Source organism: Aquitalea palustris, assembly GCF_003693445.1.
In the GTDB taxonomy this organism is placed as follows: Bacteria; Pseudomonadota; Gammaproteobacteria; order Burkholderiales; family Chromobacteriaceae; genus Aquitalea; species Aquitalea palustris.
In genome coordinates this window covers 79,482-106,256 of sequence record NZ_RFAR01000051.1, presented here as the reverse complement: position 1 = coordinate 106,256, position 26,775 = coordinate 79,482, and the positions used below count along the sequence as shown (strand labels likewise).

At 59.7% G+C, this 26,775-nt stretch carries 25 protein-coding genes and 1 tRNA gene; 19 read left to right on the top strand and 7 right to left on the bottom strand.

Annotation, left to right across the window (positions count from 1 at the left end):
• Positions 1 to 110 precede the first annotated feature (110 nt).
• From infC to EAY64_RS12700, 3 genes are all read right to left on the bottom strand, one after another.
• Positions 111 to 635 (bottom strand): translation initiation factor IF-3, encoded by a 525-nt coding sequence (gene infC / locus EAY64_RS12710; RefSeq protein WP_103525120.1) that lies wholly within the window; start codon positions 633 to 635, stop codon positions 111 to 113.
• Positions 636 to 673: 38 nt separating this feature from the next.
• Entirely contained in the window at positions 674 to 2,575 is a 1,902-nt protein-coding gene (gene thrS / locus EAY64_RS12705) for a threonine--tRNA ligase (protein WP_103525119.1), read from the bottom strand.
• A 166-nt stretch (positions 2,576 to 2,741) separates the two neighbouring features.
• Positions 2,742 to 2,818, bottom strand: a tRNA-Val gene (locus EAY64_RS12700).
• Between the two features lie 122 nt (positions 2,819 to 2,940).
• Here EAY64_RS12700 and tgt point away from each other — a divergent pair.
• From tgt to miaA, 9 genes are all read left to right on the top strand, one after another.
• Positions 2,941 to 4,056, top strand: a complete 1,116-nt coding sequence (gene tgt / locus EAY64_RS12695) for a tRNA guanosine(34) transglycosylase Tgt (protein WP_103525118.1) — start codon at positions 2,941 to 2,943, stop codon at positions 4,054 to 4,056.
• Between the two features lie 130 nt (positions 4,057 to 4,186).
• Complete coding sequence (gene yajC, locus EAY64_RS12690; RefSeq protein ID WP_103525117.1) at positions 4,187 to 4,510, top strand: preprotein translocase subunit YajC; 324 nt, start codon at positions 4,187 to 4,189, stop codon at positions 4,508 to 4,510.
• A gap of 67 nt (positions 4,511 to 4,577) precedes the next feature.
• On the top strand, positions 4,578 to 6,419 hold the full coding sequence (gene secD / locus EAY64_RS12685; RefSeq protein WP_103525116.1) for a protein translocase subunit SecD: 1,842 nt from the start codon (positions 4,578 to 4,580) through the stop codon (positions 6,417 to 6,419).
• A 14-nt stretch (positions 6,420 to 6,433) separates the two neighbouring features.
• The gene (gene secF / locus EAY64_RS12680) at positions 6,434 to 7,369 is read left to right on the top strand and encodes a protein translocase subunit SecF (RefSeq protein ID WP_103525115.1); all 936 of its coding nucleotides are present in this window, start codon (positions 6,434 to 6,436) and stop codon (positions 7,367 to 7,369) included.
• Between the two features lie 86 nt (positions 7,370 to 7,455).
• On the top strand, positions 7,456 to 8,100 hold the full coding sequence (locus tag EAY64_RS12675; protein ID WP_103525114.1) for a DedA family protein: 645 nt from the start codon (positions 7,456 to 7,458) through the stop codon (positions 8,098 to 8,100).
• Positions 8,101 to 8,183: 83 nt separating this feature from the next.
• The gene (gene mutL, locus EAY64_RS12670; protein ID WP_103525113.1) at positions 8,184 to 10,109 is read left to right on the top strand and encodes a DNA mismatch repair endonuclease MutL; all 1,926 of its coding nucleotides are present in this window, start codon (positions 8,184 to 8,186) and stop codon (positions 10,107 to 10,109) included.
• A 24-nt stretch (positions 10,110 to 10,133) separates the two neighbouring features.
• Positions 10,134 to 10,691 carry a thymidine kinase gene (locus EAY64_RS12665; RefSeq protein ID WP_103525112.1) on the top strand — a complete coding sequence of 186 codons (558 nt, stop codon included), beginning with the start codon at positions 10,134 to 10,136 and terminating at the stop codon, positions 10,689 to 10,691.
• An 81-nt stretch (positions 10,692 to 10,772) separates the two neighbouring features.
• Positions 10,773 to 12,200 carry an exodeoxyribonuclease I gene (sbcB, locus tag EAY64_RS12660; RefSeq protein ID WP_103525111.1) on the top strand — a complete coding sequence of 476 codons (1,428 nt, stop codon included), beginning with the start codon at positions 10,773 to 10,775 and terminating at the stop codon, positions 12,198 to 12,200.
• 72 nt (positions 12,201 to 12,272) lie between these two features.
• Positions 12,273 to 13,250, top strand: coding sequence for a tRNA (adenosine(37)-N6)-dimethylallyltransferase MiaA (miaA, locus tag EAY64_RS12655; RefSeq protein ID WP_103525110.1), 978 nt, complete (start codon positions 12,273 to 12,275; stop codon positions 13,248 to 13,250).
• A gap of 62 nt (positions 13,251 to 13,312) precedes the next feature.
• On the opposite strand, the gene EAY64_RS12650 is transcribed toward miaA, so the two are convergent.
• Positions 13,313 to 13,660 (bottom strand): RidA family protein, encoded by a 348-nt coding sequence (locus tag EAY64_RS12650; protein ID WP_103525109.1) that lies wholly within the window; start codon positions 13,658 to 13,660, stop codon positions 13,313 to 13,315.
• Positions 13,661 to 14,388: 728 nt separating this feature from the next.
• Between EAY64_RS12650 and EAY64_RS20410 the strand changes: the two genes are divergently transcribed.
• From EAY64_RS20410 to EAY64_RS12640, 3 genes are all read left to right on the top strand, one after another.
• Positions 14,389 to 14,529 (top strand): hypothetical protein, encoded by a 141-nt coding sequence (locus tag EAY64_RS20410; protein WP_158604693.1) that lies wholly within the window; start codon positions 14,389 to 14,391, stop codon positions 14,527 to 14,529.
• Positions 14,530 to 14,855: 326 nt separating this feature from the next.
• Complete coding sequence (locus tag EAY64_RS12645; RefSeq protein ID WP_103525108.1) at positions 14,856 to 16,496, top strand: NRAMP family divalent metal transporter; 1,641 nt, start codon at positions 14,856 to 14,858, stop codon at positions 16,494 to 16,496.
• A 118-nt stretch (positions 16,497 to 16,614) separates the two neighbouring features.
• On the top strand, positions 16,615 to 17,319 hold the full coding sequence (locus tag EAY64_RS12640) for an MgtC/SapB family protein (protein WP_103525107.1): 705 nt from the start codon (positions 16,615 to 16,617) through the stop codon (positions 17,317 to 17,319).
• A gap of 64 nt (positions 17,320 to 17,383) precedes the next feature.
• Here the strand turns inward: EAY64_RS12640 and EAY64_RS12635 are convergent, their stop codons facing one another.
• On the bottom strand, positions 17,384 to 18,541 hold the full coding sequence (locus tag EAY64_RS12635; protein WP_233566488.1) for a DesA family fatty acid desaturase: 1,158 nt from the start codon (positions 18,539 to 18,541) through the stop codon (positions 17,384 to 17,386).
• Positions 18,542 to 18,702: 161 nt separating this feature from the next.
• Between EAY64_RS12635 and EAY64_RS12630 the strand changes: the two genes are divergently transcribed.
• Positions 18,703 to 20,301 (top strand): YdgA family protein, encoded by a 1,599-nt coding sequence (locus EAY64_RS12630; protein ID WP_103525105.1) that lies wholly within the window; start codon positions 18,703 to 18,705, stop codon positions 20,299 to 20,301.
• 91 nt (positions 20,302 to 20,392) lie between these two features.
• On the opposite strand, the gene EAY64_RS12625 is transcribed toward EAY64_RS12630, so the two are convergent.
• Positions 20,393 to 20,593 carry a bacterioferritin-associated ferredoxin gene (locus tag EAY64_RS12625; RefSeq protein ID WP_103525104.1) on the bottom strand — a complete coding sequence of 67 codons (201 nt, stop codon included), beginning with the start codon at positions 20,591 to 20,593 and terminating at the stop codon, positions 20,393 to 20,395.
• Positions 20,594 to 20,674: 81 nt separating this feature from the next.
• On the opposite strand from EAY64_RS12625, the gene EAY64_RS12620 reads away from it, so the two are divergent.
• The 4 genes from EAY64_RS12620 (at position 20,675) to EAY64_RS12605 (ending at position 23,390) form a co-directional block, all read left to right on the top strand.
• On the top strand, positions 20,675 to 21,121 hold the full coding sequence (locus EAY64_RS12620; RefSeq protein ID WP_103525103.1) for an NUDIX hydrolase: 447 nt from the start codon (positions 20,675 to 20,677) through the stop codon (positions 21,119 to 21,121).
• Positions 21,122 to 21,144: 23 nt separating this feature from the next.
• Positions 21,145 to 21,699 carry a hypothetical protein gene (locus EAY64_RS12615; protein ID WP_103525102.1) on the top strand — a complete coding sequence of 185 codons (555 nt, stop codon included), beginning with the start codon at positions 21,145 to 21,147 and terminating at the stop codon, positions 21,697 to 21,699.
• A complete protein-coding gene (gene mnmA, locus EAY64_RS12610; protein WP_059286801.1) occupies positions 21,696 to 22,772 on the top strand; it encodes a tRNA 2-thiouridine(34) synthase MnmA in 1,077 nt (358 codons plus the stop codon). Before EAY64_RS12615 ends, mnmA begins: the two co-directional genes overlap by 4 nt.
• Before the next feature lie 153 nt (positions 22,773 to 22,925).
• Positions 22,926 to 23,390, top strand: coding sequence for a hypothetical protein (locus EAY64_RS12605; RefSeq protein WP_103525101.1), 465 nt, complete (start codon positions 22,926 to 22,928; stop codon positions 23,388 to 23,390).
• 121 nt (positions 23,391 to 23,511) lie between these two features.
• On the opposite strand, the gene EAY64_RS12600 is transcribed toward EAY64_RS12605, so the two are convergent.
• The gene (locus tag EAY64_RS12600; RefSeq protein ID WP_226034162.1) at positions 23,512 to 24,312 is read right to left on the bottom strand and encodes a helix-turn-helix transcriptional regulator; all 801 of its coding nucleotides are present in this window, start codon (positions 24,310 to 24,312) and stop codon (positions 23,512 to 23,514) included.
• Positions 24,313 to 24,468: 156 nt separating this feature from the next.
• Between EAY64_RS12600 and EAY64_RS12595 the strand changes: the two genes are divergently transcribed.
• On the top strand, positions 24,469 to 25,284 hold the full coding sequence (locus EAY64_RS12595) for a carbon-nitrogen hydrolase family protein (RefSeq protein ID WP_103525099.1): 816 nt from the start codon (positions 24,469 to 24,471) through the stop codon (positions 25,282 to 25,284).
• A 130-nt stretch (positions 25,285 to 25,414) separates the two neighbouring features.
• Positions 25,415 to 26,749 carry an APC family permease gene (locus EAY64_RS12590; protein WP_103525098.1) on the top strand — a complete coding sequence of 445 codons (1,335 nt, stop codon included), beginning with the start codon at positions 25,415 to 25,417 and terminating at the stop codon, positions 26,747 to 26,749.
• Positions 26,750 to 26,775: the final 26 nt, after the last annotated feature.

The following is a 26,775-nucleotide window of genomic DNA, read 5'->3' as shown; positions in this document are numbered from 1 at the left end:
CCGAAGGTACTTGATACCGCTGCGTCACGCTTTTACGCGGGGCGTTGCCACCCCACAAAATCAACACGGCAGGGATGACCCTGCCGTATTGAGGAGACGATTATACCCGATTATTTCTTTTTCGGGGCAATCATCATCACCATTTGGCGACCTTCCAGCTTGGGGAACTGCTCGACTGTCGCAATTTCAGCCAGATCGGCCTCGACACGCTTGAGCAGAGCCAGGCCGATGTCCTGGTGAGCCATTTCACGACCACGGAAACGCAGGGTGATTTTGGCCTTGTCGCCATCATTGAGGAAGCGGGTCAGATTACGCAGCTTGACGTTGTAATCGCCATCATCAGTGCCCGGACGGAACTTGATTTCCTTGATCTGGACCTGCTTCTGCTTCTGCTTGGCTTCGTGACGTTTCTTCGACTGTTCGTACTTGAACTTGCCGTAGTCCATCAGCTTGCACACCGGGGGCTGAGCGGTCGGCGAGATTTCCACCAGATCGACATCATTTTCCTCGGCCAGAGCCATTGCCTCACGCAGACCAACAACACCGATCTGCTCACCTTCCATGCCTACCAGACGAATCTCGCGAGCGGTAATCTCGCCGTTGATCCGTGCTTCGCGTTCCTGAGCTATAGCCAAATCTCCTATTAATCTATCAAATGCCTGCCGTTGCCGGATCAGGCCTCTGGCATCTCAGCCTTGAGGCGGGCAATGAATGCATCCAGCGTGAGCTGACCGAGATCTTCACCCCGGGCGCGCACGGCAACCAGTTCGCCTGCTTTTTCCTTGTCGCCCACAATAATCTGGTACGGCAGCTTTTGCAGGCTGTGCTCGCGGATTTTATAGCCGATCTTCTCGTTTCTCAAGTCAAGATCAACGCGGAAGCCTTGTTTCTGCAATGCTCCTGCAATTTCCGCAGCATAATCGGCCTGTGCTTCGGTGATATTCATCACCACCATCTGCACCGGCGCCAGCCACAGCGGGAAGGCCCCGGCGTGGTTTTCAATCAGAATACCGAGGAAGCGTTCCAGCGAACCCAGCGCTGCACGGTGCAGCATGACCGGGCGCTTGCGGCTGTTGTCATCGGCCACATATTCGGCATCCAGACTCTCCGGCAACATGAAGTCGAGTTGCAGGGTACCACATTGCCAGGAGCGACCCAGCGCATCCTTGACGTGGTATTCGATCTTGGGACCGTAAAAAGCCCCCTCGCCCGGCAATTCCTCCCAGGCCACACCACAAGCCTGCAGCGCCTCGCGCATGCCCTGCTCGGCCTTGTCCCAGGTTTCTTCCGCACCCAGACGCTTTTCCGGACGCAGTGCCAGCTTGATCGACACCTTGTCAAAACCGAAGCGCTCGTATACTTCCATCACCAGACGATGGAAAGCCTTGGCTTCCTGATTGATCTGGTCTTCGGTGCAGAAAATATGGCCATCATCCTGCACAAAACCGCGCACGCGCATGATGCCGTGCAGTGCGCCGCCCGGCTCGTTGCGGTGACAGGAACCAAATTCGGCATAACGCAGCGGCAGATCACGATAAGAACGCAGACCGCTGTTGAAAATCTGGATATGACCCGGGCAGTTCATCGGCTTGACGGCGTAATCGCGCTTTTCCGATTCGGTGATGAACATGTTTTCCTTGTAGTTCTGCCAGTGACCCGACTTCTTCCACAACTCCACATCCATCATCATCGGTGTGCGGACTTCCTGATAGCCCTCTTTCACCAACTTGCCGCGCATGTACTGCTCGACGTTCTGCCACAGCTGCCAGCCCTTGGGATGCCAGAACACCATGCCCGGTGCCTCATCCTGCAGGTGGAACAGGTCCAGTTGCACGCCCAGCTTGCGGTGGTCGCGCTTTTCCGCCTCTTCCAGCATGTAGAGGTAGGCTTCCAGGTCTTCCTTCTTGGCCCAGGCCGTACCGTAAATACGCTGCAGCATTTCATTCTTGCTGTCGCCGCGCCAGTAGGCACCAGCCACCTTCATCAGCTTGAATACCTTGAGCTTGCCGGTGGACGGCACGTGCGGGCCACGGCACAGGTCGGTGAATTCACCCTCACGATACAGGCTCAGCACCTGATCAGCAGGAATGGACTCGATGATCTCGGCCTTATAGGCCTCGCCAATGCTCTTGAAGTAAGCCACAGCCTCGTCACGCGACAGCTCGTAACGCTCGACCGGGATGTCTTTCTTAGCCAGTTCGCTCATCTTCTTTTCGATGGCAACCAGATCTTCCGGGGTAAACGGGCGCTTGTAAGCGAAGTCGTAGTAGAAACCGTTTTCGATTTCCGGTCCGATGGTGACCTGAGCCTCCGGGAACAATTCCTTCACTGCATAGGCCAGCAAGTGAGCGGTAGAGTGACGGATGATGCCAAGGCCATCGGCATCCTTGTCGGTCACGATGGCCAGATCGACATTGCGGTCGATGCTGTACGAGGTATCCACCAGCACGCCATCAACGCGACCCGCCAGCGCGGCGCGCGCCAGACCGGTACCGATGGACGCAGCCACTTCATGGACCGTTACCGGCTTATCGAAGGATCGAACCGAGCCGTCAGGCAGGCGAATGTCAGGCATGTCAACTCCAAACAGGGCGAAATATCATTGCGAAGGGTAAAAAAAAAAGAGCGGCCTGAGCCGCTCTTTTTTTGCATGGTACAACCCGCAGGGCTCAGCTAGCGTGAGAATATCGGGTTGTGGTAGTTCGCCAGTGTTTCACCTGGGATAACTCCATGCTAAGTGTTGGTAGGCACGATTGGACTCGAACCAACGACCCCCACCATGTCAAGGTGGTGCTCTAACCAGCTGAGCTACGTGCCTGTCGTCGAGTTGGCAATATTAGCGACGCCCCCCAAAAAAAGCAAGGCCATTTTTAGCAAAAACACCGTAGCCGCCTGCTTCCTGTATACTAGCCCGCTGATTTTGCATAACAAATACACCATATGCTGAAGTTTACCGTACACAAAACGTCTGGCGGCGCACGCCGCGGGACTCTGGAACTCAACCACGGCTCTGTGGAAACCCCGGTTTTCCAGCCGGTGGGCACTTATGGCTCGGTCAAGGCCATGAGCCCGGTGGAGCTGAACGATATCGGCGCGCAGATCATTCTGGGCAATACGTTTCACCTGTGGCTGCGCCCTGGCCTGGAAGTGATCGAACAGTTCGGCGGCCTGCATGATTTCATCGGCTGGGACAAACCTATCCTGACCGACTCGGGCGGCTTCCAGGTATTCAGCCTGTCCGACATGCGCAAGCTAACCGAGGAAGGCTGCACCTTCCAAAGTCCCATCAATGGCGACAAGCTGTTTTTGAGCCCGGAAATCTCGATGAAAATCCAGACCGTGCTCAACTCCGACATCGTGATGCAGCTGGATGAATGCACGCCGGGCCAGGTGGATCATGCAACAGCGCAAAAATCACTGCAGATGAGTCTGCGCTGGGCCGAGCGCTCGCGCCGTGCCTTTGACGACTTGAAAAACCCCAATGCCCTGTTCGGTATCGTGCAGGGCAATCTGTACACCGACTTGCGTCAGGAATCGCTGGAAGGCCTGCTACAGGTGGGTTTTGACGGCTATGCCATTGGTGGCCTGTCGGTGGGCGAACCTAAGCCGGAAATGTACCGCATGCTGAACGAGCTGAACGGCATGCTGCCGGCCGACAAGCCGCACTACCTGATGGGCGTGGGCACTCCGGAAGACCTGGTGCACGGCGTGGCCAACGGTATCGACATGTTCGACTGCGTGATGCCCACCCGCAATGCCCGCAACGGCTGGATTTTCACCCAGCACGGCGACATCAAGATCAAGAATGCCCGTTACAAGGATGACAAGAAGCCGCTGGACGAAGAGTGCGCCTGCTATGCCTGCCGCAACTTCAGCCGCGCCTATCTGCATCACCTGCATCGCGTGGGCGAGATTCTGGGCGCACGCCTGAACACCATTCATAACCTGCACTACTACCAGGAGCTGATGCGCGAAATGCGCAAGGCCATCGAGGAAGATCGCTTCGAAGACTTCCGCCTGGAGTTCGCCGACAAGCGCGCACGCGGCGTGTCGTAAAGCGCGGGAACCTGCCCCTTCACCGACCGGTCTGAGCCTGCGTTCAGGCCGGAAGGTTGGAAAAGACACGCAGCGTGGCTACAATGGCCCGTTTGTTTCACCATCAACACTATAACAAGGGAGCAAATCCATGCCCTTTATTGACAAGGCTTTCGCCGCTGGCGCCGCACCGGGCGGTTTTGACATCATGTCTTTCCTGCCGATGATCGTCATTTTCGTACTGTTCTGGTTCCTGATGGTTCGTCCGCAGCAGAAGAAAATGAAAGAGCATCAGAAGATGCTGTCGGAAATCCAGAAGGGCGATGAAGTTGTTACCCAGGGTGGCATTCTGGGCCGCGTCGTCAAGACCGGTGAGCAGTTCCTGACTGTAGAAATCGCCAATGGCGTGGAAATCAATGTGCAGCGCCCGGCCGTTACCGGCAAGGTGGAAAAGGGCACGCTGAAGTCCCTGTAATCCCCAGGACGGCCGCCCGGCCCGCAAGCCGGGCGGTCAGTTTCGTTTCCTACCTCCGATATCACTCATGAACCGCTATCCTCTCTGGAAATACCTCGTCATTGCGGTAGCCCTGATCATTGCCACGATCTACACGCTACCCAACTTCTACGGCGAGACTCCTGCGGTACAGGTCTCCAGCACCCGCCAGTCCATCACCGTGGACACTGCCCTGATGGGCCGCGTGGAAGAGGCACTGAAAGCCCAGAACATCAGCCCGGACGGTCTGTACCTGGACGGCAGCAGCCTGAAGATCCGCTTCAAGGATGCCGATACCCAGATCAAGGCACGCGATGCCATCCAGCACGCCTTGGGCGACAGCTACATCATCGCGCTCAACCTGCTGCCGGCCTCGCCGCAGTGGCTGGCCGACCTGAAAGCCTACCCCATGTTCCTGGGTCTGGATTTGCGCGGTGGCGTGCACTTCCTGCTGCAGGTGGACATGCAGGCTGCCATCGACAAGACCATGGAACGCTACGCCGGCGATATCCGCCGCGAGCTGAAGAACAAGCAAGTGCGCTACGGCAGCATCAAGCGCAACGGTAATGTGCTGGAAGTGCAGCTGCGTGATGCCGACACCCTGAAGGCCGCGCAAAATGTGGTCAGCCGCACCCTGCCTACCCTGGTAGTGAGCAGCGATGATGCCGCCTACAAGCTGACCGCCACGCTAAAACCCGAAGAAGTCACCAAGATTCAGGGTGATGCCGTCAAACAGAACATCTCCACCCTGCACAACCGGGTGAATGAACTGGGCACTTCCGAACCCATCATCCAGCAGGCCGGCCCCAACCGCATCGTGGTGGAACTGCCTGGCATCCAGGATACCGCCCGTGCCAAGGACATCATCGGCCGTACTGCCACGCTGGAAGTACGCATGGTGGAAGATGACCAAGGCAAGGTCAGCGACGCACTGGCTGGCAATATTCCGGCTGGCTACGACCTGCTGGACGAAGCCACCTCGCATGGCGACAGCAAGATTCTGGTGAAGAAAGATGTCGAGCTGACCGGCGACAACATCAACAACGCGCAAGCCGGCTTTGATGAAAACGGCGCTCCGGCAGTACACATCAACCTGGACTCCACCGGCGCTTCCATCTTCCGTCAGGTGACTGCGGAAAACATCGGCAAGCGCATGGCGATGATCCTGGTGGAAAAAGGCCGTGCCGAAGTGGTGACTGCTCCGGTTATCCGCTCGGAAATCGGTGGTGGCCGCGTGCAAATCTCCGGCAGCATGAACCCGGCAGAAGCCAATGACACCGCCCTGCTGCTGCGTGCCGGCTCGCTGGCCGCACCGATGAACATCATCGAAGAACGCACCGTCGGCCCGAGTCTGGGCAAGGAAAACATCGAGAAGGGCTTCCACTCCACCCTGTGGGGCTTTGCTGCCATCGCGGTGTTCATGGTGATCTACTACGGCGTGTTCGGTGTGTTCTCGGCCATCTCGCTGGCTGTCAACGTATTCCTGCTGCTGGCCATCCTGTCCATTCTGCAGGCCACGCTGACCTTGCCCGGCATTGCCGCCATCGCGCTGGCACTGGGTATGGCGATTGACGCCAACGTGCTGATCAACGAGCGCATCCGCGAAGAACTGCGCAATGGCGTACCGCCGCACTCGGCCATCCAGGCCGGTTACGGCCACGCCTGGGCCACGATTCTGGACTCCAACGTCACCACCCTGATCGCCGGCCTGGCCTTGCTGATTTTCGGCACCGGCCCGGTACGCGGCTTTGCCGTGGTGCACTGCATCGGCATTCTGACCTCGATGTTCTCGGCAGTGCTGGTTTCGCGCGGCCTGGTGAACCTGTGGTACGGTCGCCGTCGCAAACTGACCTCGCTGGCCATTGGCCAGGTGTGGAAACCTGAGAAATAAGGACAGGACAGATCATGGAGCTTTTCCGCATCAAACGGGACATCCCGTTCATGAGCTACGGCAGGCTGACCACGGCAATTTCGCTGGTCACCTTCATTCTTGCCGTGTTCTTCCTGGCCACGCGCGGTCTTAACTACAGTGTCGAATTCACCGGCGGTACGGTATTGGAAGTGCAATACCAACAGTCGGCCGACCTGAACCTGATCCGCGATTCGGTCGACAGCCTGAAGCTGGGCGAAGCCACCGTGCAAAGCCTGGGCAGCAGCAGTGATGTGATGATTCGCCTGCCGAACAAGCCGGGTACAACCTCGGCCCAGCTATCGGACAAGGTGATGAGCCTGCTCAAGGCCAAGGACAGCACCGTGCAACTGCGCAAGGTCGATTTTGTCGGCCCCAGCGTGGGTGAGGAGCTGGTGACCCATGGCCTGACTGCCGCCATCCTGGTGTGTCTGGGCATCATGGCCTACCTGGCCATCCGCTTCGAATGGCGCTTCGCCGTGTCGGCCATTATCGCCAACATGCACGACGTGGTGATCATCCTGGGCTGCTTTGCCTTCTTCCGCTGGGAATTCTCACTGACCGTACTGGCCGGCGTACTGGCGGTGCTGGGCTATTCGGTGAATGAATCGGTAGTGGTGTTCGACCGTATCCGCGAGAACTTCCGCAAGCCGGGCCTGCGTGGCAAGACCACCGCCAGCATCATCGACAACGCCATTACCGCCACCATGAGCCGTACCATCATCACCCACTTCTCCACCGAGATGATGGTGGTGTCGATGCTGGTATTCGGCGGCCCGGCACTGCATGGTTTTGCCATGGCGCTGACCATCGGCATCATCTTCGGCATTTACTCTTCGGTACTGGTTGCCAGCCCGATCGCGCTGTGGCTGGGTGTCAGCCGCGAGCACATGGTCAAGCCGGTCAAACCGAAAGAGGAAGCCGTGGTCTGAGCCAGAGCACGCCCTGTAGCAACGCACACTGGCCGGCTTGTCCGGCCGGTTTTTTATCCGCTTACAGCCAACCACCACGGTGACTCATGGAAGCCATCACTTTCCTGCTCGACTTCATCCTGCACATCGATGTCCACCTGACCCAGCTGGTCGCTCAGTACGGGGTATGGATCTACGCCATCCTGTTTCTCATCATCTTTTGTGAGACCGGGCTGGTGGTCACGCCCTTCCTGCCGGGCGATTCGCTGCTGTTCGTTGCCGGCGCACTGGCGGCCATGGGCAAGATGGATGCCCACCTGCTGGTCCTGTTGCTGACACTGGCCGCCATTCTGGGCAATAGCGTCAACTACGCCATCGGCCGGCATCTGGGCGCGCGTCTGCTGCAACGCTTTCCCCGGCTGATCAAGCCGGAATACCTGGCCAAGACCCATGCTTTCTACGACAGGCACGGCGGCAAGACCATCATCTTTACCCGCTTCGTGCCCATCATCCGCACCTTTGCGCCCTTTGTGGCCGGCATTGGCAGCATGGGTTATCGCCAGTTCACCGTGTACAACGTGACCGGGGCCGTACTGTGGGTGGCTGGCTTCTGCTATGCCGGTTATTTTTTCGGCAATCTGCCCTTCATTCGCAAGAATCTGGAATACCTGATTTTCGGCATCATCTTCGTCTCCTTCCTGCCGGCCATCATCGAAGTATGGCGCCACAAGCGCGCTGCACGTCGCGGCTGATCGAGATCAGCTGAACGCCCCGGCCCCATGCCGGGGCCATTGCCCTACCCTTTCAGCCAGTCCGGCACTATCATGGCCTGCATATGAAACGCATTCACAAGCTCCCAGATCACCTCGTCAACCAGATCGCTGCTGGCGAAGTGGTGGAACGCCCCGCCTCCGCCCTCAAGGAAATGCTGGAAAACAGCCTGGACTCCGGTGCCAGCAAGATCACCGTCGATCTGGCGCAGGGCGGCATCAAGCTGATTCGCGTCACCGACAACGGCAGCGGCATTACTGCAGATGATCTGCCGCTGGCACTGGACCGCCACGCCACCAGCAAGATCGCTTCACTGGACGACCTGGAACAGGTGGGCACCCTGGGCTTTCGTGGCGAGGGGCTGGCCAGCGTGGCCTCGGTATCGCGGCTGACCCTGACCAGCCGCCCGGCCGACAGCAGCCACGCCTACCAGATCATCGCCATCGATGGCCAGCTGCACCCAGTGGAGCCGGCAGCCCATGCGACGGGCACCAGCGTCGAAGTGGTGGACCTGTACTTCAACACCCCGGCGCGGCGCAAATTCCTCAAGAGCGAAAACACTGAATACGCCCACTGCGAAGCCACTTTCGAACGCATTGCCCTGGCGCACCCGCAGGTCGAATTTTTACTACGCCACAATGGCAAGGTGATCTGGCGCTTGCCGGCGCAAGACCTGGCCGACCGCGTTGCTGCCTTGCTGGGCAAGGATTTCATCAGCGAAGCCATTGCGGTGGAAACCTCCGCCGGCAGCATGACGCTGAGCGGCTTTATTGGCTCGCCCACCTATTCCAAGGCCAGTCGCGACGCCCAGTATTTCTATGTCAATGGCCGCTTCGTGCGTGATAAAACCGCCCAGCACGCGCTGCGCCAGGCCTATCGCGATGTGCTGCATCACGACCGCCACCCGGTGTATGCACTATTCCTGTCGATGGACCCGGCCGGGGTGGATGTGAATGTGCACCCCACCAAGATCGAGGTGCGCTTTCGCGAAAGCCAGGCCATCCACCAGTTTCTGTTCCACAGCATCAACAAGGCACTCGCCGCCACTACCGCCGGCAGCAGCGCCCCGGTGCCGGCCCAGGGTGAGATCAATCAGAACGCGCCAACCAGCAGCAACGCCGCCGCGCCGCAAGCCGCCCTGTTTCCGCCACGCGCCCCGCTGTCGACCGCAACGTCCGGCAGCAGTGCCAGCGGCCATACGCCGGTGCGCCCCTTCAGCTATCAGCAGCAGAGCATCCCGCTGCATGTGGCGCGCGAGGCCATCGGCACTTACGACAAGATGTTCTCCGGCCTGCGCGAAGAAGAAAGCCGCCATGCACTGCCCGCCAATACGCCGGTGCTCGACCAGCTGCCAGCCATGCTGTCGCCGGCCCAGCTGCAGGCATTGCCACAGGCTAGCGAGGGCATTCCACCGCTGGGCTTTGCCCTGGCCCAGTTGCACGGGGTCTATATCCTGAGCCAGTGCGAAGACGGGCTGATCGTGGTCGACATGCATGCCGCGCACGAGCGCATTGTCTACGAACGGCTGAAAACCGCGCTGGAAGCCGACACCATCCCCATGCAACCCTTGCTGCTGCCGGTATCCTTTGCCGCCGACCGCATGGAGGTGGCCACGGTGCACGAGCATGGCGAGCAGATGAAACAGCTGGGCGTGGAGCTGGCTCCGCTCTCCCCCACCCAGATTGCCGTGCGCGGTGTGCCGGTATGGCTGCAGGATGGCAATCCGGTGGATCTGGCCCGCGCCGTGCTGAAAGACGTGCGTGAATTCGGCCTCAGCCAGGTGCTGACCGAACGCCGCAACGAACTGCTGGCTACCATGGCCTGCCACGGCGCGGTACGTGCCAACCGCCAGCTGACGCTGACCGAAATGAACGCCCTGCTGCGTGACATGGAAAACACCGAACGCTCCAACCAGTGCAATCACGGCCGCCCCACCTGGTCACGGCTGGGTATGAAAGACCTCGACAATCTGTTCATGCGCGGGCGCTGAACCACTTTTATCTGAAACAGACGTATGGCCAAACTGTTTTTCCGCTACGCCGCCATGAACAGCGGCAAGAGCACCCAGCTGCTGCAAATCGCCAATAATTACGAGAGCATGGGCAAGCAGGTGGCGCTATATACCGCCGCCATCGACGACCGCTTTGGTGTGGGCATGATTTCCTCGCGGCTGGGCATCCAGCGCCAGGCTCACACCTTCGCCGGTGATACCGATTTCCTCAGCGTAGACCTGGCCGGCATCAGTTGCATCCTGCTGGACGAAGCGCAATTTCTCAGCCCGCAGCAGGTATGCCAGCTGCACCGGCTGGCGCATACCCGCAATATCCCGGTGATCTGCTTTGGCCTGCGGGTGGACTTTCAGGGCCACCCCTTCCCCGGCTCCACCTGGCTGCTGACCCGGGCCGAGGAGATTGAAGAAATCAAGACCATCTGCACCTGCGGCAAAAAGGCCACCATGCATATCCGCATCGCTGCCGATGGCAGCCGGGTGGTAGAGGGCCCGCAAGTGGAGATTGGCGGCGAAGCGCGCTATCGCGCCGTCTGCGGCCGCTGTTTTCATCAGGCAGACTGAAGCCGCCCACCGCCGCGCCTTGGCCCGTGCGCACATCGCTGCCACACTCAAGGCCCGGCCACCCACCAAGTGACAGCCTCCATGCATACTTTTTTCTGGCACGACTATGAAACCTTTGGCGCCGTGCCGCGCCAGGATCGCCCTTCGCAGTTTGCCGGGATACGTACCGATGCCGAGCTGAACGAAATCGGCGAACCGGTGATGCTGTACTGCCAGCCGGCCCCCGATTACCTGCCCGCGCCGGAGGCCTGCCTGCTCACTGGCATCACCCCGCAGCACTGTCTGGCTCATGGCGTGGCCGAGCACGAATTCGCCGGGGTGATCGAACGCGAGCTGGCCGCCCCCGGCACCATCGGCGTGGGTTACAACTCGCTGCGCTTTGATGACGAGGTCAGCCGCTTTCTGTTCTGGCGCAACCTGATCGACCCCTATGCGCGTGAATGGCAGAACCAGTGTGGCCGCTGGGACATTCTGGACCTGGTGCGTGCCACCTATGCCCTGCGCCCGGAAGGTATTGAATGGCCTCAGCACGAAGATGGCCGCCCCAGCTTCAAGCTGGAACACCTGTCCGCCGCCAACGGTCTGGCACACGAAGCCGCGCACGACGCGCTGTCCGATGTGCGCGCCACCATTGCGCTGGCGCGGCTGATCAAGCAAAAGCAGCCCAAGCTGTTCGACTACTACCTCACCCTGCGCAAGAAAGACGCGGTCAAGGCGCAGCTGAACCTGCACCAGCCGCGCCCGCTGCTGCATGTGTCCGGCATGTATGGTGTGGAGCGCGGCAATATGGCCATGGTCTGGCCGCTGGCCCAGCACCCAACCAACGGCAATGAGGTCATCGTGTGGGACCTGGCATTTGATCCGGCCATGCTGCGCGGCATGAGCGCCGACAGCATCCGCCAGCGCATCTATACCCGCACGGAAGATCTGCCGGAAGGCATGACACGGCTGCCGCTCAAGACCATCCACATCAACAAGTCGCCCTTTGTCGTGGCCAATCTCAAGGTACTGGGCGAGGATCGCGCCCGCCACTGGGGCATGGACATGGCAGTGATCGAGACCCATGCCGCCAGCGCCGCCACCCTGCCCGACCTCACGCCCATCTGGCGCCAGGTCTACCGCCGCGAAGCCGGCGAGGCGCGTGATGTGGACGAAAACCTGTATGGCGGCTTTGTCAGCAATAACGACCGCAAGGTGCTGAACAAGCTGCGGCTGAAATCTGCCGCCCAGCTCACCAGCGAAATGGCCTTTTTTGAAGATGCCCAGTTGGGCGACCTGCTGTTCCGCTACCGGGCACGCAACTTCCCTGGCAGCCTGTCGGGCGAGGAGAGCCAGCGCTGGCAGCAATGGTGCCGGCACAAGCTGGATGAAGGGCTGGGTGGCCGCAGTCTGGCGCAGTTCCAGCAGGAAATGGCAGCCGTGCGCGAGCGCGAACTGACGCCAGCCCAGCAGGCCATCCTGCAGCAACTGGACAGCTACGCCGCCAGCCTGCTGGCACCGGGCAACTAAAAAGCGGTTCCAGGACGACCCTGCCTATGCGACAATCCCGCCCCGGACCCTGCCAGCACTCAAGACCACGCCATGTCACAGACACCTGATGCCATCCTGTTGATGGGCCCCACCGCCTCCGGCAAGACCGGCCTTGCGCTGGAGCTGGCCCGCCATTTCCCAGTGGAAATCATCAGCGTGGATTCGGCCCTGGTGTATCGCGGCATGGACATCGGCAGCGCCAAACCCAGCGCTGAGGAAATGGCCGCCTGCCCGCACCACCTGATCGACATCATCAGCCCGCTGGAGACTTATTCCGCCGCCCAGTTTCATGCCGATGCCAACCGGCTGATCAGCGAAATCCGTGGCCGTGGCAATATGCCGCTACTGGTGGGCGGCACCATGCTGTATTACAAGGCCTTGCTGGAAGGCTTGTCCGATCTGCCGCAAGCCGACGCCGCGCTGCGCGCCCAACTGGATGCCGAAGCCAGCCGCATTGGCTGGCCAGCCATGCATGCCCGGCTGGCCATGCTGGACCCGGACACCGCCGCCCGCCTCAATCCCAACGATGCGCAGCGCATTCACCGTGCACTGGAAATCTGCCTGCTCAGCGGCCAGACCATGTCCAGCCTGATTGCCCGGGGCAAGGAAGCCGCGGCCGACTTTAACTGCTTGCCGCTGGCACTGGTGCCGGAAGAACGCAGCTGGCTGCACCAGCGCATTGCCCAGCGCTTCGACTTGATGCTGCAGCAGGATTTTCTTGGCGAAGTACGCCGTCTGCGCCAGGACTACCCGGCACTCACCCCCGACCTGCCCTCGATGCGCTGCGTCGGCTATCGCCAGGCCTGGGAATATCTGGATGGCGAGTGTAGCGAAGCCGAATTCATCGAGCGCGGCATAGCCGCCACCCGCCAGTTGTGCAAGCGCCAGCTGACCTGGATGCGCAGTCTGCCGGTGCTGCCGGTCAGCGCGCAGCGCGCCGACCTGACTGATAGCGTGCTGCAGGCCTGTCGTGATTTCATCGCCGGCAAGCCGCCGGCAGACCGCCTGCCTTATCAGGGCAGCTTTTGAGCAAGCAGCGACCCACAAGAAAAAACCCGCCGTAGCGGGTTTTTTTGAGCCAGTGCACAGAATCAGCTGGCAGCCACCAGTTTGATTTCCACTTTCCACGCCGGGTTGGCCAGCTTGGCCTCCACCGTGGCACGCGCCGGCACATTGCCCGCCGGCACCCAGGCATCCCAGGCGGCGTTCATGGCGTCGTAGTCAGCCAGGCTGGCCAGGAAAATGGTCACATCCAGAATCTTGCTCTTGTCCGAGCCCAGCTCGGCCAACAGGCTGTCGATCTGGGCCAGCACATTGGCGGTCTGCGCCTGGGCATCGGCCTCGGTGTTTTCCGGCACTTGGCCCGCCAGGAAAATCATGCCATTGCAAACGGCCGCCTCGGCCAGACGTGCGCCCTGCTTGTGACGATAGATGCTCATGCTGCTTCCCTCTTGCTACGGATGGTGGGTAAAAGCGCGATTTTACCGAGAATACCGCGTTCTGAAAGCCAGTTTGCAATAGCACAGCGGCATCAATCGCCCTTCCAGCCGGCTTGCCGCGCGCTATTTTGGCGAAAGCACAAAAAAACATAAAAGCAGCGTTGACATGGCAAAAAGCATGGGAATAGAATCCGGCCTATCCAATTTCTCAGGTTTACTGCCTTGGACTGCCAGAGTCGTCAACAACGTTTTCAGTTTACTCGGTAAGACACGCGTCGTATTCCTTCGCCGCCGCTCTGCCGAATAAGCAGGCCGGTGCGCTTCCAGTTTTCTTGCAGCACACCCCCTAAAAACCAGTAGTACAGTCTTGCGCCCAGCCCGGCATGCAGGCCCATGGCTTTTTGCCTAGCCGCAGTGACGGCATATTTCGGCCCGATATCGTATCGCCGGCTGATCTGCCTCAAGCGCCCGCTTGCCCGTGCCATTGCGCAGCTGTTGCTCACGACGCACCCCACCAGCCAGGACCTGCATCCGGGCTGACTGACCGCAGCCCCGGGCAACACTGCCTTACCCAGCCACGTCCACGCGACGGAAAGGAGCCGCCATGCCATCAGACAGTTGCCGATGTGATTGCCGTACCGTTACGCCATTTTGCCAAACGGGAAGTGCCACCATCGCCTGAGATGATCGCGATCAAGCACTACCCGGAACATTCCAGGAGTCTGATCATGCACTACGCCATGCTGCTTTCCTCCAGCCAGGAGCGCGAAGTCACCCTGCCGGACAACTTCAAGCTGTACCAGGAAGACGAAAGCCTGTGGGCCTGCCTCGCCGGCAAGCTACAGGCACTGAAACTGAAGTTTTTTTGATTGAAATTGCCCAGCCTGCGGCAAAGAAAGGACAAACATGGACCCCTACCCCAGTAGCGCGGTCGTACTGAGCGGCAAGGCGCCGCCAGGGCGGTTGAGGATGCACTAGCCACCGACCTCCTCCCCCTGTCCGCCTCCCTTCCCCCAGTGCGACCTCCCCGCACGCCGGCCTTCCCGGCCACACCATATCGATCTTGCAGCGATTGCCCTGTTTCAGGATGCCTAGATATCTTCTCTTGCCTGCCCGCAAGAAAACACATCTATGCGCTCAGAACTGCCGGCTTCTGCTGCCTAATGCTTGCAAAAGCATACCCAGGGAGTATTGCATGTCCAAAAACGAAAACCAGGCCGCCGTGCTCGATAGCGCCCACATCGGCGATATCCGCGGCGCGCTCGGCACCATCCGCCATAACGACACCGACGCCCGCAAGGGCTGGCTGGCCAAGTTCAAAACCCTGCTGGCCATCCTGGGCCCCGGCCTCATCGTGATGGTCGGCGATAACGACGCTGGCGCCTTCAGCACCTATGCCCAGGCCGGACAAAACTACGGCACCAGCCTGTTGTGGACACTGGCGCTGCTGATTCCCGTGCTTTATGTGAACCAGGAAATGGTGCTGCGTCTGGGCGCAGTCACCGGTGTTGGCCATGCGCGGCTGATTCTGGAACGCTTTGGCAAATTCTGGGGAGCATTCAGCGCCATCGACCTGTTCCTGCTCAATGCACTGACCATCGTCACTGAATTCATCGGTATCAGCCTGGGCATGAGCTTCCTGGGCGTGCCCAAGGTGGTTGGTGTCGGTCTGGCAGCAGTCTTCATCATGCTGGCAGCCAGCACCGGGGACTTCCGCCGCTTCGAACGCTTTTCGCTGATCCTGGTGGCCGGCAGCCTGCTGCTGATTCCCATCCTGGTGATGGTGCATCCGCCCATGACCCAGGTGACCCATGACTTTCTGATCCCGCAGATGCCGGCCGGTGGCAAACTGGCCGACGTGATGCTGCTGATCATCGGCATTGTCGGCACCACGGTGGCCCCCTGGCAGCTGTTCTTCCAGCAAAGCTACATCATCGACAAGCGCATCACCCCGCGCTTCATCTCCTATGAGCGGGCTGATCTGTGGCTGGGCATTGCGCTGGTGGTGATTGGTGCCGTGGCGATGATTGCCTTTACCGCCAAGGTGTTCATGGGCCATCCGGAATTCGGCAATTTCCAGGATGCCGGGGCGGTAGCCAGCGGTCTGGCCAAATATTATGGCCGCCTGCCGGGCACGCTGTTTGCCATTGCCCTGATTGACGCCAGCATCATCGGCGCCATGGCGGTATCGCTGTCCACTGCTTATGCGCTGGGGGATGTACTGAGCCTGAAGCACTCGCTGCACCGCAAGCCGGGCGACGCCAAGGGTTTTTATGCCATGTACTGCGGCCTGATCGTGCTGGCGGCGGCACTGGTGCTGCTGCCGGGAGTGCCGCTCGGCCTGCTGACCAACGCCGTGCAGACCCTGGCCGGGGTGCTGCTGCCCAGCGCTACGGTATTCCTGCTGCTGCTGTGCAATGACAAGGATGTGCTGGGCCCCTGGGTGAATGGCCGCTTCATCAACATCCTGTCTGCCATCATCGTGGCCGTCCTGGTGTTGCTGTCCATCATCCTGACTGCGGCAGTGGTCTTCCCCGATATGTCGGGCGAAACCATCAGCAATATCCTGATCGGTGGCAGCGTGATCGGCCTGATCATTGCCATCGTGGTGAACGTGCTGCATGCCCGTGAAGAAATGGAAAAGGGCCAGGTTCCGCAGCACAAGGCGCGCAAAGTCGATCTGCATCACCTGCATACCTGGCGCATGCCGGCACTGGAGAAGTTGCCGCCGCTGGTGCTGTCACAGCGCAACAAGCTGTGGATGGCCGTACTGCGCGGCTATCTGCTGATCGCCATGGGGATGGTGGTTTATAAGGTCGTGGCTTCCATGCTGTAACACACGGGCAGGACGCCACGGTCCTGCCATCCCGCATGACAGCTGGCGGTTTCGTCAGATTGCAATCGCCAGCTGTTACACATATGCCTGCACCAGACCATAACAACAGGAGGGCTGCATGCACTTCGATTTTTCTATCTTTACCCACTCCTTCATCGCCCTGGTGACGGCTTTCCTGCTCGGCTCGGCCATTGGCTACGAGCGCCAGGTGCGCCAGCGTACCGCCGGCCTGCGCACCAATGCCCTGGTCGCCGTGGGCGCGGCCGCATTTGTTGATCTGGCCATGCGGCTGGGTGGCAATGACGGTGCCACCCATGTGGTGGCCTATGTCGTATCCGGTGTGGGCTTTCTGGGCGCCGGCACCATCATGAAGGAAGGGCTGAATGTACGCGGCCTGAATACTGCCGCCACCTTGTGGGGTTCGGCCGCGGCCGGTGCCTGTGCCGGGGCCGGCTTGCTGGATGCAGCCCTGCTGGACGCCGTGTTCGTACTGGCGGCCAACACCCTGCTGCGGCCGGTGGTGAACTCCATCAACCGTACCCCGCTCGACGACGAGCACAGCGAAGTCACCTACCAGCTATGTGTGATCAGCGAAGACGAACAGCAGAAGCTGGCCTTCACCCTGATTGACCAGTTGCTGGAGCAGGCACAGTACCCGCTGGGCGATATGAATGTCGAGCCGTTTGGTGATGACGATGTGGAAATCACCGCCACCCTGCTGTCGACATCGGCCGATTCGGCCGTGCTGGAACAGATTGCCGCCCAGCTGGCCGCCAAGCCCTATATCAAGCAGGCCTACTGGAACCAGAGCATTACCGAGTAATACTGCCCTGCCCATGAAAAATCCCGCCAGCGGCGGGATTTTCTGTGTGTGGCAAAGCGGCTGCTCAAGCCACTGCGGTCATGCGCAGGCTCTGGGCAAAACGCTCCAGTGCGGCAATGCCGGACTGCTCGGCGCGCTGGCACCAATCCTGCAGCTCATGCAGCAACTGCTCGCGGCTCAGCGAGGAACGCTCCCACAAGCGGCACAGCTCCTGACGCATGGTGTAGACGGTATGCAAGGTTTCGCTATGTTGCAGCACCACAGCCAGTTGCGCCTTGTCGCAAGACGGCGTGTCCTTGGCATCCTGCTTCAGCCATACCTTCATCTTGCGCGTCATGTCATCCATGTCCGGCAGGCTGATCTTTTCCAGCTCGCTGCGATACACCTCTTTCAGCTCACGGGCATAACGCGAGGCAATGGCGTAGCGGTTGGAGATGATGGCCTGCAGATGTTCCAGATCCAGCTGCGTCCGGCTGGCATCCTGCGCCAGGCGCGGCGCCACGCGGCGCACCTTGGCCAGATGGCAGATTTCCAGCAGGCGGATATACATCCAGCCGATGTCAAACTCGTACCACTTATAGGACAGCTTGGCCGAGGTGCCAAAAGTGTGATGGTTGTTGTGCAGCTCTTCGCCGCCCACGATGATGCCCCAGGGAATCAGGTTGGTAGAGGCATCCTCGTTTTCGAAGTTGCGATAACCCCACCAGTGGCCCAGGCCATTGATGACACCAGCGGCCCAGAACGGAATCCACAGCATCTGCACCGCCCAGATCGACAAACCCGCCGGCCCGAACAGCAACAGGTCGATGGCCAGCATCAAGATGATGCCCTTGCCGAAATGCGGCGCATACAGCTTGCGCTCCAGCCAGTCGTCCGGGGTGCCATGGCCAAACTTGTCCATGATGGACTGGTCCTTGCAGGCGGCGCGGTACAGCTCCACCCCTTCCCACAGCACTTTCTTGATGCCGAGAATCTGCGGGCTGTGCGGGTCTTCTGCCGTTTCGCACTTGGCATGGTGTTTGCGGTGAATGGCCGCCCACTGCTTGGTGACCATGCCGGTGGTCAGCCACAGCCAGAAGCGGAAAAAGTGGCTGGCAAGCGGATGCAGGTCCAGCGCGCGGTGCGCCTGATGGCGATGCAGGAAGATGGTGACCGACACAATAGTGATATGCGTCAGGATCAGTGCAGCAACGATATATCCCCACCACGGGAGATCAAGCAAACCGTTAAGCCAATGCATGAGGGCCGGCAACCTTGTAATTTGGACAATCCTCCATTTTAACCAATTGATCCGACAGTGTCAGACTGTTTTCTACGGTTCGACTTGTGGCGCGCTTGGTGTACCATAGGGCCTTATTCCACACACCCTTCAGAAAAACGCTTGTGTTGCCAAAACGACGTCTGATTATTGCGGGAGCCACTCTGGGTGGCCTGTTGGTGTTCAATGGGGCCGCCGCCTTCTGGGCTGGCATGAAAGCCGAGGACACGCTGGAGGAACAGCACAAGATGCTGGCCAGCCTGCCGCTGTTCAAGGTGAAATCCCACAGCTATGACCGTGGCTGGTTCTCCTCCACCGAAACCACCGAGCTGGAGTTCAACCGCCGCCTGTCCGGGCCGTATGAAAACATGCTGCCGGACAACTTCAAGCCGCTGCTGAACTCCACCATCAAGTTCACCCACCACATCAAGCATGGCCCCTTCCCCGGCCTGTCCAGCCTGGACTTCCGTCCTGCACGCGCGCTGGTCACCACGGAATTTGCCATGAGCGATGCCACCCGCAAGACGCTCAAGACCTTTTTTGGCGACAAGGACCCAATTACCGTCACCAACCGGCTGGGCTTTGGCGGCGGCGGCGAACTGAATGTCAACGTTCCGTCCTTCGATTACGAAGAAGCCCTGTCCGGCGTCAAGATGAAATGGAAAGGCTTTGACCTGAAGCTGGACTACGCCTCCGGCTACAAGGAATACAAGACCGAAGCCAATTCGCCGGGCTTCCTGCTGGAAGCCTCCAGCAAGGGCAGTGTGGCGTTTGATGGTGTGCGCTATGTGTCCGACATCCGCCCTGGCGTGACCGGCATCAAGCTGGGCACCAGCGAACTGACCGTGGGTAATGTGCAGCTCAACTGGAAGGACAGCGTTCCCTACAGCATCAAGCTGAACGAACTGGTCTACCTGATGACGCGCATGCGCGTGGGCGAATTCATCAACCCGTCCGGCGAGTTCAAGCCGTCGGCCGTGTCGCTGAAGAACTTCCGCTACCAGATCGTCAGCAGCGAACAGGATGAATTCATCAATACCCGTGGCAAGCTGGATTTTGCCGAATTCAACTACAACGACCAGCGCTATGGTCCGATGCGGCTGGATGTGTCGGCCAATCACCTGCACGGCCCCACCTTGCTGAAGCTGGATCAGGCAATCAGCCAGATTCCGTTCGAAGGCGTGGACCCGGCGGTATTGCGCAAGCAGTACATCGACACCATCAAACACACCGGCATTCCGCTGCTCACCAACAACCCCAAGCTGGTGATCAACGACTTCTACCTGAAGATGCCCAGTGGCGAAACCACGCTGCAAGGCAGCCTGGGGCTGAATGGCCTGCAAGAAGCAGACCTGAACAACTCCACCGCCTTCCTCAAGCGCTTTGAAGTGGAAGCCAAGCTCAGCCTGCCGCGCAAGACGCTGGAAAACCTGGTGGTAGCCCAGGCGCGTACCCTGTTCATGGTGGATCAGAGTGCCGAAGTGCAGCCGAACATGAGTGAAGTGGAAGACCTGGCCCGCAGCCTGCTGGACAGCCAGCTGGCGCAGTGGAAGGACGAAAAGTTTATCAACGAAGACAAGGGGCAGATTTCCACCCAGCTCAACTACAAGGGTGGCAACCTGGCCATCAACAGCAAGAAGGTCAACCTGCCGTGGGAAGAGCAGGAAGACCCGGCACCGACCGCCTCAGCCCCTGCGGCCAAGGCAGCCAGTGCCGCCAAATAGGTGGACGGCAGACGTGAAAAAGGGGGCTGCGGCCCCCTTTTTCATTGCTGCTAACGCCGCGCCGGCGCTGCCAGTACTTCAACAAGCCTCATCAGGCCGCTTCGCGGGCCGGATGGCCAGCCCCCAGCTGCTGCAGGGTTTCCTTGCGCAACTGGTTGGCACAGCAGGCACATTTGCCGCAATCGGCTGCCACGCCCAGCTCGGCGCGCAGATCGCACATGCGGGTAGCGCCCTCTTCCACCGCGCGGCGGATCTGGCTGTCGGTGACGGCATTGCACAAGCAGACATACATGGCAGCAACCTGAAATGAGAATAATTATCGATATCTTATTTTTAAACAATAACGATTGTCAATTACATTAAAGGACATCCCATGCAATGGAAGCCCAATACCACGGTAGCCACCCTGATCGAACATGAGGGCCGCTATCTGATGGTGGAAGAAGAAACCGAATACGGCCTGCGCTTCAACCAGCCGGCCGGCCATCTGGAACATGGCGAAAGCCTGTTTGCCGCAGCCATCCGCGAAGCCCGCGAAGAAACCGGCTGGGAGGTGGAATTACAACACCTGGTCGGCATCTACATGGTGGACAAGCCGGACAGCGACATTACCTGGCTGCGCTTTGCCTTTGCCGCGCGTGCGCTGCGCCATCATCCGGCAGAAAAACTCGATACAGGCATTGTCAGCGCGCACTGGCTTACTTACGATGAGATCGCCGCCTGTGCATTGCAACACCGCAGCCCGGTAGTCATGCACTGCCTGGATGACTACCGGCTGGGTAAACGTTTTGCTCTGGATGTCATCCACCATCAACCCTGAAACGGGCGGCAAGGGAGAAACCCTTGCGCCATCTGCTTTGTCGCTTCCTGTTCGTGCTGATGCTGTCGGTAACGACCGCCGGGGCCGCGCATGCGGAGCCTTTGCAGCTCTGTTATGATTACGGCTGCGCCAAACAGCTGGAAATGGAAATCTCCAGCGAGGCCCGCGACTGGCTGGCCGGACTGTTTGACGACCTGCATGACGCCACCATCGAACGCAGCCAGATCCAGCACGCGGTACAGGCACTGTATCTGCTGGCAGCCCAGGACAGCCCGCTCTGGCACGACAAGGGGGCCGACCGTTTCGACAACGATGCGGATGGCCGCATGGACTGCATCGACCACAGCCATAACGACTCGGCCTTTCTGCACTATCTGGCTGCTCAGGGCTGGCTGCATTATCACCGGGTCGACGACATCGTGCGCCGCACCCGCTATCTGGTGGCACAACATTTTGCCAGCCATATCACCGAGCAGGACACCGGCCAGGAATGGGTGGTGGACAGCTGGTTCAATTCATTCGGGGAACCACCGGTCGTGGTGCCCTTGGCTCTCTGGAAAGAAGGATTTTCCCCGTGACGGGTAAGAAACGTATTGTCGTCGGCATGTCCGGCGGTGTGGATTCATCGGTAACCGCCTGGCTGCTGAAGCAACAAGGCCATGAAGTCATCGGCGTATTCATGCAGAACTGGGAAGACGACAACGACGACGAATACTGCTCCATCAAGCAGGATGCGCTGGATGCCATGAGCGTGGCCGACATCGTCGGCATCGACATGGAAATCGTCAATTTCGCCAAGGAATACAAGGACCGCGTGTTCTCGTACTTCCTCAAGGAATACTCGGCCGGCCGCACGCCCAATCCGGACGTGCTGTGCAATGCCGAAATCAAGTTCAAGGCCTTTCTGGACTACGCGCTGGAACTGGGAGCCGACTGCATCGCCACCGGCCACTATGCACGCAAGATGGAAAAGGACGGCCTGCACTACCTGATGAAGGCAGTGGACCACACCAAGGACCAGAGCTACTTCCTGTATCGCCTGCAGCAACACCAGCTGGCCAAGGCAATGTTCCCGCTGGGCGACATCCGCAAAACCGAAGTGCGCAAGCTGGCCGAGGAAGCCGGGCTGCCTACCGCCGCCAAGAAGGACTCCACCGGCATCTGCTTTATCGGCGAACGCCCCTTCCGCGAGTTCCTGCAGCGCTATCTGCCCACCCAGCCCGGCCAGATGATCTTGCCGGATGGCAAGGTGGTGGGCGAGCACATGGGCCTGATGTATTACACGCTGGGCCAGCGCAAGGGCCTGACCATCGGCGGCAGCAAGGATGGCAGTGGCGAGCCGTGGTTTGTCGCCGGCAAGGATATTCCGGGCAACAAGCTGATTGTGGTGCAAGGACACGACCACCCGCTGCTGCTCAAGCCCACGCTGGCGATGAGCGACCTGTCGTGGACGCTGAATGGCGCGCCGGCTGCCGGCGAATACGCCGCCAAGAATCGCTACCGCATGGCCGATGCCGCCTGTTCGCTGTCGCCGGTGGTGGATGGCCAGGCCACCCTCACCTTCCGCGAAAAACAGTGGGCGGTCACCCCCGGCCAGTCGGCCGTGCTGTACGACGGTGATATCTGCCTGGGTGGCGGCATCATCCAGTAAATCGCCTGCCGCTTCATCGGTACTAGTCATCGCGGAAATGTGCAATCGCTATTTAGGTCATTGCATATCGCTTCAATCATTGCTGAAAATCGCTGATTCAATTGGCCATCACAATTCATAGTGACATGGCCCGATCATCACAATGGAGGCGGTATGCTTAGAATAGCCGTAGTACTGTTTGCAACCCTGTCTACTCCAGTTTTCGCTGCCAATGCCAGTAAGACGCAAATCTTCGCGACTGCCTTCCTGGATGTACAAGGTTTACTCCCGAATACGCTGCAATCCTGCGCCGACATCTCCCCGGCCAGCGTAGCCCCCTTGCAAGACGCTTATGCACAATGGCAAGCGAAACATGGTGTATATCAACAGGAATTGCAGCAGATCATCCGCAAAAATCTGCTTCTTGAAGTTGGTCCGGAACAAACAGAACAGGCCATTGCCGCTTTCAAATATGCAGCCAGCAAACAAATCGCACCGATTCATTTCCCACAAAACTACCATTTCAAGGATGACTATTTCTGCACCCGTTCCTTACTCAGAGAATTTGCCGAAGGCACCGATAATAGTGGCGGGCTCCCTTTGAAATTTGCCGACTATGTCAGGGAATGGAAACAGTAATAGACACCGGCAAAATGATCAATACAAGACCTTAATAAGCCAGTGCGATATCTGCCTGGGTGGCGGCATCATCCAGTAAGCAAGCCCGGCGTCACACCAAGCCTGCCACGCGCAGGCTTTTTCATGCCCGGCTGGCACGCAGAAACACCGAAAACAGCTCGGATTGCGAATTGATGCCCAGCTTGCTGTACAGATGTTTCTTGTGCACGCGCACGGTTTCCACCGATATCTGCAGGCGCTGGGCAATCGCCTTGCTGGAATGGCCGCCCAGCATCAGCTGGGCTACTTCGTTCTCGCGCAGGGTCAGGCCCTGCCCTTCCAGCCCGACCGGGGCTAACTGCGGGGCGACCACCGCAGGCTTGCTGGCTGCCAATTGCTCGAAATGCAGGCGCTGGCGCATCAGTGCCACCACCCAAGGTTGCAGCAGGCTCAAGGTGGCCATCTGTTGCGGTGCAAAGCGCTGGCCAGCCCCCAGCGACAGGCACAGCGTGCTGCCATCTTCGCGCGGCAGATTGAACTGCACTTCATCCGCGACAATGTTCAGGCTGAAATAGCGCTGGTAGTAATCGGTAAAGGGAAAGCGGTCCGGCGCCACCTCGTCCAGCCGTAACAGCCCGGCGTGGCGGTGCTCCAGGCTGGCCACATAAAACGGGTCCAGCCGGTACAGGCCCTGCAGATAATCCTGAAACAGCGTATCCACCCCGCCATCCGCCATGGCCTGCTCGGCCAGCACCAGTGGTGGCCGCTCGGGAAAAAACAGCAGTACCACCCAGCTGTCAAACGCCACATAATCCGCCAGCACACCGAGCAGTGCCGGCCAGAATACCGGCTTGTCCAGCTGATCGATCAAGCGCCCCACCGTGCGGTGCCAGGCAATATCCTGTAATTGCAATGCCACGACTACCCCAATCTGGTTACCCACTTGATGTAATTTTCATACGCTTAACAGCAGCCGATACTGAGCCCTGCGCTGACAGCCTCTCAAGCTAGCACGCTTCCAGACTCTCCAACAGCCTCCCTGCCAACAACAGGGCTGTGCCGGCGATGTAGTCTGACAACAAGCAAACAAGGAGACAGCATGATTGTAGAACTGGCCCAACTGCCTGGCGTGGATGGCGACATCCCGGCCAACACTGCCAGCGCCCTGGACGCCATCGCCCGCTGCGGGCCGGATACCCGGCTGCTGGTATTCCCGGAAACCACTCTCAGCGGCTTTCCCACCGCTGACAATATCGCTGCGCTGGCCCAGCCCATAGCCGGCCCGGCCATCAGCACCATCCAGCAGGCCGCACGCGAAAAGAACATCAGCGTGGCCATCGGCTTCGCCGAAGTACATGCGGGCCGCTTTTACAACACCACCGCCCTGCTTACTCCGCAGGGTGTGGCACTGGCTTACCGCAAAACCCATTTGTGGGCTTCCGACCACGGCATCTTCACCCCCGGCGATGCACTGGTGAGCTGCGAGTGGGAGGGCCTGCGCGTGGGCATCCTCATCTGTTACGACATCGAATTCCCGGAAACCGCCCGCGCCCTGGCCCAGCAAGAGGTGGACCTACTGATCGTCACCAACGGCAATATGGACCCTTACGGCCCGGTACATCGCACCGCGATTACCGCCCGCGCCATGGAAAACCAGCTGTTTGCGGTGATGACCAACCGCTGCGGCAGCGGCGACGGCCTGCAATTTGCCGGTGAAAGCGCGGTGATCAACCCCTTTGGCCAAGTGGTGGCCAGCTGCGGCCGCGACCCGCAACAACTGCGCGTGGCGCTGGACCTTGGCCAGCTGGCAGCCAGCCGCCGCGACTACCGCTATCTGCACGACCGGCGCATTGCTCTGGCCGGCGACATCAGCACAGGAGAACACGGCCAGCGCAGTTTCCATATCAAACATTAGGCAGAGGGTCGCCTCCGGCAGCCGGACGCGCCACGTCCGCCCGGAGCTGCAGCCCGTCGTAAGGTGAAGTGCATACAAAAGAGACCGGCTCATGACAACAAACACAAACATGAGCAAGCAAGGAGAAACAATGGAAACGAAACAACTGGAGCGCTCGCTGACGCTGGGCTCCGTGGTGCTGTTTGGCCTGGCCTACATGACGCCCATCATCGTGCTGGGTACTTTTGGCATCCTGGCGCAAATGACCGATGGCATGGTGCCGGCCTCCTATCTGGTGGCGCTGGTAGCCATGCTGTTTACCGCCTACAGCTATGGCCGCATGGCAGCGGCCTTTCCGGTCGCCGGCTCGGCCTATACCTACACCCGCAAATCCATTCACGCCAAACTGGGCTTTCTGGTGGGCTGGGCAGTACTGCTGGATTATCTGTTTTTGCCGATGGCCATCTGGCTGATCGGCGCGGCCTATCTGGCTTCGGCCTTTCCCGGCATCCCCATGGCAGTGTGGGTGATTGCCTTCATCGTATTCACCACGCTGATCAACATCGTCGGGCTGAAGATGGCCAATACCGTCAATTACCTGATGATGCTGCTGCAGTTCCTGGTGCTGCTGGCCTTTGTCGCGCTGTGCATCCACTATGTGGCGGGCGATGCCAGCAAGCCCTTGTGGAATCTGGCGCCCTTCTTCCGTGGTGACATGAAGCTGCCGATGATCATGGCCGGTGCCGCCGTGGCCTGCTATTCCTTTCTGGGTTTTGACGCGGTCAGCACCCTCACCGAAGAAACCCGCGATGCCCGCCGCACCATTCCGCGCGCCATCATGTGGATTACCATCATCGGCGGGCTGATTTTCGTGGTGACATCGTACTTTGTGCAGCTGGCCCACCCGTCCAGCCAGTTCAAGAGCGTGGATGATGCGGCGTTCGAGATTGCCAAGAATATCGGCGGCGACCTGTTTGCCAGCATCTTCCTGATTGGCCTGATCGTCGGCCAGTTTGCTTCCGGCCTGTCGGCGCAGGCCAGCGCCTCGCGCCTGCTGTACGCCATGGGCCGCGACGCGGTGCTGCCGCCGTCCATCTTCGGCAAGCTGCATGCGCGCTTTCGCACCCCGGTCAACAATCTGCTGATCTGCGGCATGGTGGCCTTGCTGGCGCTGAAGCTGGATGTCACCACCTCCACCTCCTTCATCAACTTTGGTGCTTTCCTGGCGTTCAGCTTCGTTAACTTGTCGGTGATTGCCCACTACTACGTACGCCAGCGCCGCCGTGCGCCGCGTGACTTCTTCCTGTTCCTGCTGTTTCCGCTGATCGGCATGCTGGCCGACCTGTGGCTGCTGGTCAGCCTGGATAGCCGCGCCATCATGCTGGGCCTGGTCTGGCTGGCGCTGGGGATTGCCTATCTGGCCAAGCTCACCGGCTTCTTCCGCCGCGAGCCGCCGGAACTGGATTTTGTCGAAGCCGAAGGTTGATTCTCTGAGCAACACACGCAAAAAAG